General features: G+C 74.1%; 13 protein-coding genes. 7 read left to right on the forward strand and 6 right to left on the reverse strand.

The window, feature by feature from the left end; translation table 11 throughout:
• Nucleotides 1–13 precede the first annotated feature (13 nt).
• Entirely contained in the window at nt 14–835 is an 822-nt protein-coding gene (locus MJ876_RS03510; RefSeq protein ID WP_240234682.1) for an HAD family hydrolase, read from the reverse strand.
• Between the two features lie 24 nt (nt 836–859).
• On the opposite strand from MJ876_RS03510, the gene MJ876_RS03515 reads away from it, so the two are divergent.
• Nucleotides 860–1,504 carry a hypothetical protein gene (locus MJ876_RS03515; RefSeq protein ID WP_240234683.1) on the forward strand — a complete coding sequence of 215 codons (645 nt, stop codon included), beginning with the start codon at nt 860–862 and terminating at the stop codon, nt 1,502–1,504.
• Nucleotides 1,505–1,517: 13 nt separating this feature from the next.
• Here the strand turns inward: MJ876_RS03515 and MJ876_RS03520 are convergent, their stop codons facing one another.
• Together MJ876_RS03520 and serS are read right to left on the reverse strand one after the other, a co-directional pair.
• Nucleotides 1,518–2,372: an HAD family hydrolase gene (locus MJ876_RS03520; RefSeq protein WP_240234684.1), complete on the reverse strand. Its 855-nt coding sequence runs from the start codon at nt 2,370–2,372 to the stop codon at nt 1,518–1,520.
• Complete coding sequence (gene serS / locus MJ876_RS03525; protein ID WP_240234685.1) at nt 2,369–3,631, reverse strand: serine--tRNA ligase; 1,263 nt, start codon at nt 3,629–3,631, stop codon at nt 2,369–2,371. The genes MJ876_RS03520 and serS overlap by 4 nt, the downstream gene beginning before the upstream one ends.
• 186 nt (nt 3,632–3,817) lie before the next feature.
• Between serS and MJ876_RS03530 the strand changes: the two genes are divergently transcribed.
• Complete coding sequence (locus MJ876_RS03530) at nt 3,818–5,353, forward strand: diacylglycerol kinase family protein (protein ID WP_240234686.1); 1,536 nt, start codon at nt 3,818–3,820, stop codon at nt 5,351–5,353.
• Nucleotides 5,354–5,542: 189 nt separating this feature from the next.
• Here MJ876_RS03530 and MJ876_RS03535 read toward each other — a convergent pair whose 3' ends face one another.
• Nucleotides 5,543–5,971, reverse strand: a complete 429-nt coding sequence (locus MJ876_RS03535) for a DUF4446 family protein (RefSeq protein WP_240234687.1) — start codon at nt 5,969–5,971, stop codon at nt 5,543–5,545.
• 80 nt (nt 5,972–6,051) lie between these two features.
• Here MJ876_RS03535 and MJ876_RS03540 point away from each other — a divergent pair, with 80 nt between their 5' ends.
• The 4 genes from MJ876_RS03540 to MJ876_RS03555 all read left to right on the forward strand — a co-directional run bounded on the left by MJ876_RS03540 (nt 6,052) and on the right by MJ876_RS03555 (nt 9,431).
• Complete coding sequence (locus MJ876_RS03540; protein WP_240234688.1) at nt 6,052–7,302, forward strand: arginine deiminase; 1,251 nt, start codon at nt 6,052–6,054, stop codon at nt 7,300–7,302.
• Nucleotides 7,303–7,375: 73 nt separating this feature from the next.
• Nucleotides 7,376–7,747, forward strand: coding sequence for a Crp/Fnr family transcriptional regulator (locus tag MJ876_RS03545; RefSeq protein WP_240234689.1), 372 nt, complete (start codon nt 7,376–7,378; stop codon nt 7,745–7,747).
• A gap of 2 nt (nt 7,748–7,749) precedes the next feature.
• Entirely contained in the window at nt 7,750–8,811 is a 1,062-nt protein-coding gene (locus MJ876_RS03550; protein ID WP_240234690.1) for an adenylate/guanylate cyclase domain-containing protein, read from the forward strand.
• A 38-nt stretch (nt 8,812–8,849) separates the two neighbouring features.
• A complete protein-coding gene (locus MJ876_RS03555; RefSeq protein WP_240234691.1) occupies nt 8,850–9,431 on the forward strand; it encodes a TerD family protein in 582 nt (193 codons plus the stop codon).
• Between the two features lie 122 nt (nt 9,432–9,553).
• Here the strand turns inward: MJ876_RS03555 and MJ876_RS03560 are convergent, their stop codons facing one another.
• Entirely contained in the window at nt 9,554–9,910 is a 357-nt protein-coding gene (locus tag MJ876_RS03560; RefSeq protein ID WP_240234692.1) for a hypothetical protein, read from the reverse strand.
• A 183-nt stretch (nt 9,911–10,093) separates the two neighbouring features.
• On the opposite strand from MJ876_RS03560, the gene MJ876_RS03565 reads away from it, so the two are divergent.
• Entirely contained in the window at nt 10,094–11,092 is a 999-nt protein-coding gene (locus MJ876_RS03565) for a YafY family protein (RefSeq protein ID WP_240234693.1), read from the forward strand.
• Here the strand turns inward: MJ876_RS03565 and MJ876_RS03570 are convergent.
• A complete protein-coding gene (locus MJ876_RS03570) occupies nt 11,079–12,047 on the reverse strand; it encodes a DUF5926 family protein (RefSeq protein WP_240234694.1) in 969 nt (322 codons plus the stop codon). The genes MJ876_RS03565 and MJ876_RS03570 overlap by 14 nt on opposite strands.
• Nucleotides 12,048–12,052 lie beyond the last annotated feature (5 nt).

Consider the following 12,052-nt stretch of genomic DNA (forward strand, 5'->3'; position numbering starts at 1 on the left):
CCGCGTCGCCCGCTCAGGCCCCCAGGCCGAAGATCCCGGCCAGCACCTCGGCGACGCCGTCCTCGTCGTGGGGACCGGCCAGACCGCCGGCGACCGCGCGCGCGGTCGGGTGCGCGTCCGCCATGGCGTAGGAGCGTCCCGCCCACGCCAGCAGCGGCACGTCGTTGGGCATGTCGCCGAACGCCACGACCTCGTCGGCGGCCACACCGAGGTCGGCGCACAGCAGCGCGAGGGTGGTGGCCTTGGTGACGCCGTCCGCGCTGATCTCGACCAGCGCGCCCACCGAGGACCAGGTCACCGTCGCGAGGCCCGCACAGGCGCCCTCGACGGCCCGCCAGAACGTCTCGGGGTCCGCGTCGGGGTGGCGGACCAGCACCTTCACCACGTCCGGGCCGTCGAGCAGCTCGGGCAGGGCGCCGACGGCGGTGGGCCGGAAGCGCTCCGGGTCCTTCACGAAGTCCGGCTCGTGGGCCATCCCGTCCAGCCGCTCGACGGCGAACCGGGCGTGGGGCTCGACGGCGCGGACCGCGTCCGCGATGGCCAGGACCGTCGCCGCCGCCACCGGACGGGTGTCGCGGACGACGTGGCGCGCGACGTCGTACACGACGGCGCCGTTGCTGCAGATCGCGAGGCCGACGTCGCCCACCTCCTCCCACAGCGTCTCCATCCACCGCACGGGGCGGCCGGTGACGAAGACGGTGGGCACGCCGAGGTCCTCGAGAGCCTTCAGCACCTCGCGGGTGCGGGGCGTGACGCGCCCCTGGGCGTCGAGCAGGGTCCCGTCCAGGTCGGTCGCCACCAGCCGCGGCAGCGGCGGGGGCGGGGGCGCGGACACCCGCACACCGTAGAGTGCGTGCCCGTGATGGCCCTGCCAGCCCGTGGCTTCGTGTGGCTCTCGGCGCCGAAGTGTGCCTCGACGGCCGTCGAGGAGGCGCTCGACATCCACTCGGCCGTCGTGCTGCGCCACGAGTTCAAGCACCTCAACTACACCGGCTTCACCAAGCGGATCGAGCCGATGCTGCTCGCCTTCGGCCACCAGCGGTCGTCGTACGAGGTCGTCTGCCTCTTCCGCGAGCCCGTCAGCTGGCTGGAGAGCTGGTGGCGCTACCGCGCCCGCCCCGAGATCCTCGAGACCGCGAAGGCGCACAACTACACGGGCGACATGAGCTTCGACGAGTTCGTGACCCGCTACGTCGACCGCCACCCGAGCCTCAAGGGCATCGGGCGGCCGGCGCGCTTCTGCTCCTACGAGGGCCAGGTCGTCGGCGTCGACCGGCTCCTGCGCTACGAGTCCACCGACGTGTGGCAGCGCTACCTGACCTCCCACGTCGGCGTCGACCTCGGCTTCCGGCGGGCCAACGTGTCCGAGCGCCGCCCGGAGCCGCTGGACCCGGGCCTGCGCCGGCGGGCCGAGGAGTTCTTCGCGCCGGAGTACGACCTCTACGCGCGCCTCGGGGCGACCGGTGACTGGGTGCCCCCGCGCGACCACGCGCTGGCGCTGTAGACCCTGGGGCGGGCTAGAACCAGCGGGTGATCTCCTGTGCGGCGCCGTCGTCGTCGACGGTGCCGGTGGTGGCGTCGGCGGCCTCGCGGACCACCTCGACGGCCTGTCCCATCGCCACGCCGCGACCGGCCCACCCGAGCATCTCGATGTCGTTGCGCCCGTCGCCGATGGCGAGGACGTCGGACGACGACACGCCCAGCGCCTCGCAGACGTGAGACAGCCCGGAGGCCTTGTTCACCCCGACGGGCATGAGGTCGAGCCAGGCGGTCCAGCCGACGACGTACTGCGTGCCGGCGAGGCCCAGGTCCTGCGCGAGCTGCACGAAGTCGTCGACGGAGGCCTGCGGGTCGCGGATGATCACCCGGGTCACCGGCTCGCCGACCAGCTCGGCCACGTCGACGATGGTGTGCTCGCCGGTCAGCTCGCCGGGCGGGAACGGCCGGTTCATCCGGTAGCCCACGCCGCGCTCCTCGACCGCGACGATGGCCTCGGGGTGCCGCTCCAGCGCTGCCGCGACGGACTCGCGGGCGTCGAAGGTCTCCTCGTGCACGACCTCGACCGGCGGGTAGCGGAACACGACCGCCCCGTTGGCGGCGACGACCCACAGCGGCTCCGCGCCGGAGACGTGCAGCTCGAGCAGGTCGGCGACCCGTGTCATGTCGTACGGCGAGCGGCCGCTGGCCAGGACCACCTCGACGCCGGCGTCGACCACCCGGCGGACGGCGTTGCGCACGGCCGGGGCGATCTCCTCGACGCTCGCGCCGGGGCCCTCGTCGGAGTCGTCCCAGCGCAGCAGCGTGCCGTCGATGTCGAGCGCGACGAGCTTCGGCTGCCAGCCGCCGCCGGACGGCGTGGGGTCGGTCGTCATCGGGGCTCGAGCACCTCGCGGCCGCCGAGGTAGGGCTGCAGGGCCTTCGGGACCCGCACCGACCCGTCGGCCTGCTGGTGGGTCTCCAGCAGCGCGATGATCGGGCGGTTCGTCGAGCACAGCGTGCCGTTGAGCGTCGCCACCGGGCCGATGCCCTCGGCGTACCGCGCCCGGGTGTCGAGGCGTCGCGTCTGGAAGTCGGTGCAGTTCGACGTCGACGTCAGCTCCCGGAACCGCTCCTGGCTCGGCAGCCAGGCCTCGCAGTCGTACTTGCGGGTCGCCGACAGGCCGAGGTCGCCCGCGGCCACGTCGATGACGCGGTAGTGCAGCTCGAGCTTGTCCATGAACGTCTTCTCGTGCTCGAGCAGGCGGGCGTGCTCGGCCTCCGCCTGGTCGAGGGTGGTGAAGACGAACATCTCGACCTTGTCGAACCAGTGGGTCCGGAAGATCCCGCGGGTGTCCTTGCCGTGCGAGCCGGCCTCCTTGCGGAAGCACGGGCTGAACGCGGCGTACCGCAGCGGCAGGCGCTCGCCGTCCAGGATCTCGTCAGAGTGGTACGCCGCGAGCGGCACCTCGCTGGTGCCGACGAGGTAGAGGTCCTGGCCCTCGATCCGGTACACGTCGTCGGCGGCCTGGCCGAGGAAGCCGGTGCCCTCCATCGCGCGGGGCTTGACCAGCGACGGCGGGATCATCGGGGTGAAGCCGGTCTCGCGGGCCTGGTCCATGGCCATCGAGACCAGCGCCAGCTCGAGCTCGGCGCCCACGCCGGTCAGGTAGTAGAAGCGGCTGCCCGAGACCTTCGCGCCGCGCTCGACGTCGATGGCGCCGAGCATCGCGCCGAGCTCGACGTGGTCGCGCGGGGTGAAGTCGAACTCCGGCTTGTCGCCCCGGGTCTCGAGCAGCGCGAACTGCTCCTCCCCGCCGGCGGGGATGTCGGGGTGGGCCAGGTTCGGGATCGCGAGGACGGCGTCGCGCCACGCCTGCTCGGCCGCGCCCTGGGCGGCCTCGAGCCCCTTCACCTCGGCGGCGAGGGCGCGGGTGCGGGCCAGCAGCTCGGCCTTCTCGTCGCCCTGGGCCTTCGCGACCTGCTTGCCGAGCGACTTCTGCTCCGCACGGCGGGCCTCGTAGTCGGCGATCGCGCGGCGACGTGCCTCGTCGGCCGCGAGGGCGTCGTCCACCGGGGAGGACGAGAGGCCGCGCCTGGTCTGCGCCGTGCGCACCCGGTCCGGTTCCTCGCGAAGCACCCGTGGATCGATCATGCGGCAAGGCTAGACGTGGGCGTCGACGCGCCTCACGTCGATATCGGGCGGGACCCCGCCGAGCGGCATACTGGCGCCTCGTCGCCGGTCCTGGCCGGTGAGGTCGTGGGGGTGGTCGGAAGAGGGAGACGTCGAACGGTGCTGTCCATCTCACGTGGGTCCCGTGGCGCGAGGTTCGCGTGGGGCGTGGCCCTGCTGGCACTGCTCGGGCTCCTGTCGTACCTCGTCGTCTCGGACTTCCCGTCCCTCGGCGTCCTCGACGACCGCGGGCGTCCCGTGGAGGCGTGGGCCACCGACATCGGCTGGCTGCGCTCGGCGCTCGCCGTCGTCGAGGACCTGTTCGGGACCGTCGCGATGACGATGTACACGGTGCTGCTCGCCGTGGCGCTGATCGCGACCGGCCAGCGGCGCAGCGGCGTCCTCGTCGCCCTCGTCATGGGCGTGACGGCGGGCGCGACGACGCTGGTCAAGACCGCGGTCGGGCGCGACCGGCCGGTCTGGCAGGACACGGGCGACCTGCTGACGAACTTCGCGTTCCCGTCGGGTCACGCGTCGTCCATCACCGCGCTGGCGGGCCTGGTGCTGCTCGTCGTCCTGCTGCACGTGCGCTCCGTGGCCCTGCGCCGGCTCGTGGCCGTGACGGCGCCCCTGGCGATCGTGCTGGTGTGCCTCGACCGGGTGCTGCTCGGGCGCCACTACCCCTCCGACGTCGTCGGGGGCTTCCTGCTCGGCGGCGGCGTCCTGCTCGTGCTGTGGGCCGTCGTCAACCCACCGCCGACCTCCCGCGCCGTGGACGCGGCGCCGCTGCCGGAGGTGTTCGCCTCCGAGCGCCGGCTGGCCGTCGTCCTCAACCCGGTCAAGGTCGACGACGTGGCGCGCTTCTCCTCGACGCTCACCACGATGGCGGAGGCGGCCGGGTGGTCGGAGCCGACCTTCTACGAGACGACCGTGGAGGACCCGGGCACCGGCATGGCCGAGGCCGCCGCGGTGGCCGGCGCCGACCTGGTGATCGTCTGCGGCGGCGACGGCACGGTCCGCGAGGTGTGCGCCGAGCTCGCGGGCACCGGCATCCCGGTCGGGATCGTCCCCGCCGGCACCGGCAACCTGCTCGCCCGCAACCTCGGGATCCCGCTCGTGCTGCGCTCGGCGCTGGACGTGGCGCTCTCCGGCCAGGACCGCGCCATCGACCTCGGCACCGTCTCCGGGGACGGCATGGAGGACACCCACTTCATGGTCATGGCCGGCATGGGCTTCGACGCCGCGATCATGGAGGGCGTCAACGACGACTTCAAGCGCCGCGTCGGCTGGCTCGCGTACGTCGTGTCGGGCTTCAAGTCGATCATGTACCCCGCCGTCCGCGTCGAGGTCAGCGTCGACGGCGGCGAGTGGACCAAGCACCGCGCCCGCACGATCGTCGTCGGCAACGTCGGCTACCTGCAGGCGGGCATGCCGCTGCTGCCGGACGCCGCGATCGACGACGGCGTCCTGGACCTCGTCCTGCTGCACCCCCGCCGGCTGTTCTCCTGGATCCCGCTGGCGTGGCGCGTCATCGCCCGCCGTCCGCACACCGACGAGCTCGTCAACCGCATGGTCGGGCGGACCATCTCCATCCGCACCTCCACCGAGGCCCCCCGCCAGCTCGACGGCGACACCATCGGCCCCGGCCACGAGCTGCACCTGCGCTGCGAGCCCGGCCGCGTCCTGGTCCGGGTCCCCCGCTGAGGGGTCGGCGTGGGCGCGCGTGGGCGCGTCGGGCGCGCGAGTGAGCGGGGTCGAATCCCCACGAGAGCACGGTGACTTGTCACTCCACACGGCGAATTCGTCGTGTGAGGTGTCGATCAAGAACGTGCTCGTGATGATCCGACACCACGTCCCACGACCGCCGAACCACGGCGGCGGCGACCAGCGCGCTCAGGCGTCGGGCCGCGCGTGACCGACGGCCTCCTCCTCCTCGGGCGAGAGGGGCTGCTCGCAACGCCAGGAGGCGATGTTCTTGGCGTAGGTGCGGGACTCGGCGCGGCCGTGGATGCTCGTGAGGACGACGCCGTGGCCGTTGTCGTCGAGCAGGGCGACCGACCAGGACAGGTGGCCGCCCATATCGCCGAAGGCGTCGTAGCGGACGACGGCGAGGTGGCGCAGGGCGTCCTTCGACTCGCTGCGCAGGGCGGCGACCTCCTGCCGCAGCCCCCGGACGTCGGCGGGCAGGGGCTCGACGCCGGGCTCGGCGTCGGTGCGCTCGGCCTCGAGCCGGCGGACGGTGCCGGTCAGCGACGCGACGGCGGCGATCAGGCCCGCGAGGACGACGGCGACCACGACCGAGACGACGAGGGAGACCTCCACGCCGCGACCCTAGGGCCCCGCGGCCCCGCCGACGGCTCACCACGCCCGGGCCCCGGCGCCCGGACCCCTAGGCTGGCCCGATGAGCGAGCAGGACCAGGTGGCCCGGAGGGGCGCCGACAGCGAGGTCGGTCGACTGCGCACGGTGATGCTGCACCGTCCGGGGCCGGAGCTGAAGCGGCTGACCCCCCGCAACAACGACAAGCTGCTCTTCGACGGGCTGCCGTGGGTCTCGCGCGCCCAGGACGAGCACGACGCCTTCGCCCAGGCCCTGCGCGACCGCGACGTCGAGGTGCTCTACCTGACCGAGCTGCTGACCGAGACCCTCGAGTCGCGCGACGCCCGCAACCACGCGATCACCACCGCGCTGGCGGGCCTGCACCTCGGCGACACGCTGCGGTCCTACCTCGCCGAGGCGCTGCGCGACGAGTCGCCGTCCGAGCTGATGACGTCCCTGACCGCGGGCATCCGCAACGACGAGGTCCGAGGCGGCCACGGGCTGGTGACCAGCCTGCTCGCGCCCGACGACTTCCTCATCGACCCGTTGCCGAACCTGCTGTTCACGCGCGACTCCAGCGTGTGGGTGCGCGACCGCGTCGCCATCACGAGCCTGGCCATGCCCGCCCGCCGGCGCGAGACCCAGCTGACGGAGCTCATCTACACCGCCCACCCGCGCTTCGCCGGCACCCGCACCGTCCACGGCTGGCACCACGAGCACGTGGAGGGCGGCGACGTCCTGCTGCTCTCGCCCGGCGTCGTCGCCGTCGGCGTGGGTGAGCGGACGACGCCCGCGGGCGTCGAGCGCCTCGCCCGCCAGGTGTTCCACGCGGACCTGGCGCACACCGTCCTGGCGGTGCCGATCGCGCAGGAGCGGGCGACGATGCACCTCGACACCATCTGCACGATGGTCGACGTCGACAAGATGGTGGTCTACGCCAACGTCGCCGACAGCCTGGTCGCGCACACCGTCACCGCCGAGGGCGCGGGCGGCGCGACGGAGGCCGGGGCGGCCGACGTCCGCCTGCGCGTCGAGCAGCCCGAGCCGTTCCTCGTCGCCGCCGCGAAGGCCATGGGCATCGACACCCTCGAGCAGATCGATACCGGCCTCGACCCCGTCACCGCCGAGCGCGAGCAGTGGGACGACGGCAACAACACGCTGGCGGTCGCGCCGCGGGTCGCCATGGCCTACGAGCGCAACGACGAGACCAACGCCCGCCTAGAGGACGCCGGGATCGAGGTCGTCCGCATCGCCGGGTCCGAGCTGGGCTCCGGCCGCGGTGGCCCGCGCTGCATGAGCTGCCCGATCGAGCGCGAGCCCCTGCCGACGTCCTGACCCACGACCCGCCGGGCGTCACGCTGCTCACAGAATCGAGTGGACAGGCGTTCGGGCTGGGTACGATCAGCCCATGACCGGCTCGATCTTCGACAAGCTCTCCTCGGGTGACGCCAAGACCGTCAAGGGCGCGGGCACGCGCGTGACCGTCCCCGAGGGCTGGTCGCCGATCAACCAGGGCACCGGCTCCGACAAGGCGTACATCCTCCTCGAGGGTGAGGCGTCGGTCCGCAAGGGCGGCGAGGAGATCGCCCGCGTCGGGCCCGGGGCGGTCCTCGGCGAGATGTCCATCGTGAACCACACGCTGCGCACCGCCTCGGTCGTCAGCCTCACCGACCTCGTGCTGCTGCACTACACGCGCGAGAAGTTCGAGAAGCTGCTGAACGACGTCCCCGGCTTCCGCGCCGCCCTCGACGACCTGGCCCGCGAGCGCATCGGCGGCTGAGCGTGTCGGCCCCTGGGCCCACCGGGTCCGCCGGCGGCGTCGGCCCGCAGGACGTCGAGGCGCTGCTGCTCGGCGGCCCGCCGAGCCTGACCCGCGAGCAGGTCGCGGAGCAGGCCGGCGTCCCCCTGGAGCTCGCGACGGAGCTCTGGCGCCGACTCGGCTTCGCGCAGGTGGACGACGACGCCGTCGCCTTCACCGACCGTGACGTCGAGGCGCTGCGCCTGGCCCGCGAGCTGGTGGAGCTCGGCGTGCTCGGGGAGGACTCCCAGACCGCGCTGGTCCGGACCTGGGGGCGCAGCTTCGCCCGGCTCGCGGAGTGGCAGACGGCGCTCCTCGCCCACGTCGCGTCGACCGACGGGGCGGACGGCGACGACCCTGCCGCCCGCCTGGCCCGACTGACCGACGAGGTCCTCCCCCGCGTCGAGACGCTCCAGAACTACATCTGGCGCCGCCACCTCGCCAGCGCCTCCAGCGAGCTGCGCGAGGTGGCCACCGACACCGGTGACGACACCGCTCCGCTGTCCGTCGTCTTCGTCGACATCGTCGGCTACACCGCGACCAGCAAGCGCCTGGACTCCGCCGGGCTCGTCCGGTGGGTCGAGGCGTTCGAGGACGAGGTGGCCACCGCCGTCGCCGACCACGCGGACGCCGGCGCCCGGGTCATCAAGGGCATCGGCGACGAGGTGCTGCTCGTGGCCGACGACCCCGCCGCCGCGGGCGCGATCGCGCTGGGTCTCGTGGAGCGGGGCGAGGACGCCGACGACGACTTCCCCCGCGTCCGCGCCGGCCTGGCCCACGGACCCGTCGTCCAGCGCCTCGGCGACGTGTTCGGCCAGACGGTGAACCTGGCGGCGCGCGTCACCTCGGCCGCGCGCCCGGGCACCGTCCTGGTCGACCAGGGCGCGCACGACGTCCTCTGCGGCGACCACGGCGACTCCCCCGCCGCCCGCGAGGGCCGCTTCGCGCTGCGTCGGGTACGCCGCGCCTCCGTGAAGGACTACTCCGGCCTGCGGGTCTGGGCCCTGCGGCACGGCAGGGGCGACGCGGCCGACGGATCGCGCTGATCCCGGCGATCCCGGGCGGTCCCGGCGATACTGTGCGCGTGGGAGACACCTCGAGCACGACCCTGACCCGCGGCCACAACCTGGTGCTGTCCGACCTCGTCGGCGTGGACGACGGCGTGCGGGTCGCGGTGGGCTGGGAGCCCGTCACCGCGGGGAGCGGTCTCGACGTCCAGGCGGCCGCGCTGCTGGTGGGCGCCGAGGGCACGGTGCTCTCCGACGCGCACCTCGTCTTCTACAACCAGCGCACGAGCCCCGACGGCACGGTGGTGCTCGTCGACGAGCCGATCGACGAGGCTCCGGGCGCCGACCGTCAGGTGCTGACCCTCGACCTGGCCCACCTCGAGGACGGCGTGGAGCGGGTCCTGGTCGTGGTCTCGGTCTACGAGGCCGAGGAGCGCGAGCAGACGCTCGCCGACGCGACCGGCGTGTTCGCCCGGGTGCTCTCGGCCGAGGGCACGGAGGTGGTGCGCTACGACCTGGACGTGGAGACGTCGATCCAGACCGCGGTGTCGCTCCTCGAGGTCTACCGTGCCGGCGACGACTGGAAGGTCATGGCCGTGGGCCAGAGCTGGGCCTCGGGGCTGCGGGGCGTGGCCACCGACTTCGGCGTCCACGTCTAGACGGACGTCAGGGACGTGGATGCCCGGCCGCTGCTGACGGGGGAGGCAACAGCGGCCGGGCTTGTTGAAAGTTAGTCGATAAGAGGCCCGGAGACCACACCGGGTGCCCGGAAAACGCAGGATCACGGTGTGGGGTCGATCACCCGGTCGGGGCCGTGCCCTCGGGCAGCGCGACCGGTCCGGGGCGGGTGGTGGCAGACCGCCTCGAGGTTGATGCCCAGCGGGTCGCGGACGAAGCCGCCGTAGTAGTCGGCGTGGTACTCCGGGTGGACGGCGGGCGGCAGGATCTCGTCGGCCCCGGCGGCGAGCGCCGCGGCGTGGAACACCTCGGCCTCCTCGCGCGTGTCCGCCGTCAGTGCGAGGTGGACGTCGTCCCCGACCCGGCCGCCGGCCACGAACCACAGCCAGGGCTTGACCCCCGCCGTGCCGAAGCCGTGCATGGCCGGGGCGTCCCCGGCGGGGACCTCGAGGATCGTCACGATGCCGATCGAGGCAAGGACGGGCGTGTAGAAGGCGACGGCCGCCCCGAGGTGGGCACGGTCAGGTTGAGGTGGTCGATCCGGGAGCCGGAGCGGTCGAGGGACGTCCCTGTGGTGGTCATGGACCCAGGGTCCGGGAGGAAGAGGTCGCCCGGTGACCGCTTCTCGGCGCACGATGGCGGCGTGGCCGTCACCTCCACCCGCCTGCTCACGCTGCTGTCCCTGTTGTCAGCGCGCACCCGCTGGCCCGGCGCGGAGCTCGCGGCGCGGCTCGAGGTCGGCCCGCGCACGCTGCGCCGGGACGTCCAGGCGCTCCGCGACCTGGGGTACGAGGTGGTCGCCCTCAAGGGGCCGGACGGTGGCTACCGCCTGGGCGCCGGGGGCTCGCTGCCGCCCCTCCTGCTCGACGAGGACCAGGCGGTGGCGGTCGCCCTCGCGCTGCGGACCTCACCGACCGCGCTGTCGGGGACGGAGGACGTCGCCGCGCGGGCGCTGACCGGGCTCCTGCGCGTGATGCCGGCCCACCTGCGCGCGGCCGTCGAGGACCTGGACATCACCCCCGTCGCCAACCCGTGGGCCTTCCTCGCCCCGCCCGGCGACAGCGTCGTCCTCCGCCGCGTCGGCGCCGCCGTCCGCCGTCGTCGGGCGCTGCGGGTCGAGGTCCTCGCGGCGGACGGGCGGCGTCCGGCGCCCACCGACGACGACTTCGTCGCGCCGAGGGAGGTGTGGCCCCACCACCTCGTGACCTGGGCGGGCCGCTGGTACCTCGTCGCCCACGACCCCGCCGACCGCACGTGGCCCGTGCTGCGGCTCGATCGCCTGCACGTGCTGGCCGGCGAGGGACCCGTCTTCGAGCGCTTGGGCCTGCCGGGCCGCGACGCGGCCGCCCACGTGTCGGGGGCGGTGTCCCGGGGTGACGAGCCGGTGGGGTGGCCGTGCGTGGGCGAGGTCCTCCTCGACCTGCCGGCCCGCACCGTCGCGCCGTGGCTGCCCGGCGGCGCCTCGGTCGAGCCGGCCGGGCGGCGCCGCAGCCGGGTGCGGCTGGGGGCGTGGTCGTGGGCCGGGGTCGCCGGGCTCCTGGCGACCTTCGACGCCGACCTCGAGGTGGTCGGTCCCCCGGAGCTCGGCGAGGCCGTCGTCCGGCTCGGCCGGCGCGCCGAGCGGGCCGTCAGCGGATCGTGACCTGTCGGTTCGCGAGGCCGTTGCGGGCGGCACGCTCCGCGCTCGAGAGCGACCCGGTGGCCGCCAGCGCGTCGGTCAGCGCGGCGTCGAACCGCTCGGCCGGGCCCTGGACGGCGTCGGCGCCGGTGCCGACCTCGAGGTCCCACACCGGACAGAGGACGCCGTGGCTGCGGAACATGCCGACCAGCCGCGAGTCGTCGGTGAGGCGGCTCGCGTCGGCGGCGTGCAGGCGGGCCAGGGCGTCGAGCAGCCGGTCCTCGGGCTCGGGGCGCACCCAGCGCAGGTGCTCCTTGGTCGAGACGTCGCACCAGTACGCCGCTCCGAGCCCGTCGAGGCGCACCGTCGGGACGGCGGCCGAGTCGGCCTGGCTCAGGGCCTCGCCCATCGCCGCGCGGGTCTCCTCGTCGAGGTCGTCGGCCCAGAAGCCGAACCCGTCGTGGACGGTGACGTCGAGCGGCTCGTCGACCACGAGGTCCTGCAGGCGGGGCCCGGCGCCGGGGCCGGTGGTGACCACGACGGCCTCGCCCGCCGGGGCGGCGAGCGCCCGCTCGAGGACGGCGGCGAGGTCGCGCGACGGGTCACCGTACGCGTGCTGGACCTGCAGGCCGAGCCAGACGGTGCCGTCCTCGCGGACGAGCGCGGGCGTGGCTCCAGGCAGCAGGGTGCACAGGCGGACGGCGCGGCCCTCGGGGTTCTCGACGTCGTCCCTCAGCGTCAGCGGGGCGGTCGCGGCGGGGACGAGCTCCTTCAGCGCGACGAGGTCGCACTCCATCGTCAGGCCGGCGAAGGGGCGGGCGACGTACGCTGTCGCGCCGCCGTCGGCGCCGCCGTGGCAGTTCTTGTAGCGCTTGCCGGAGCCGCAGGGGCAGGGCTGGCGGGGTCCGACCTGGCCCTCGCCGCTCGCGGCGGCAGCGCTGCCGGGGGTCTCGGGACGGGTGCGGGACTTCTTCGCCATGGGCG

The organism is Nocardioides sp. CFH 31398 (assembly GCF_022436705.1).
In the GTDB taxonomy this organism is placed as follows: domain Bacteria; phylum Actinomycetota; class Actinomycetes; order Propionibacteriales; family Nocardioidaceae; genus Nocardioides.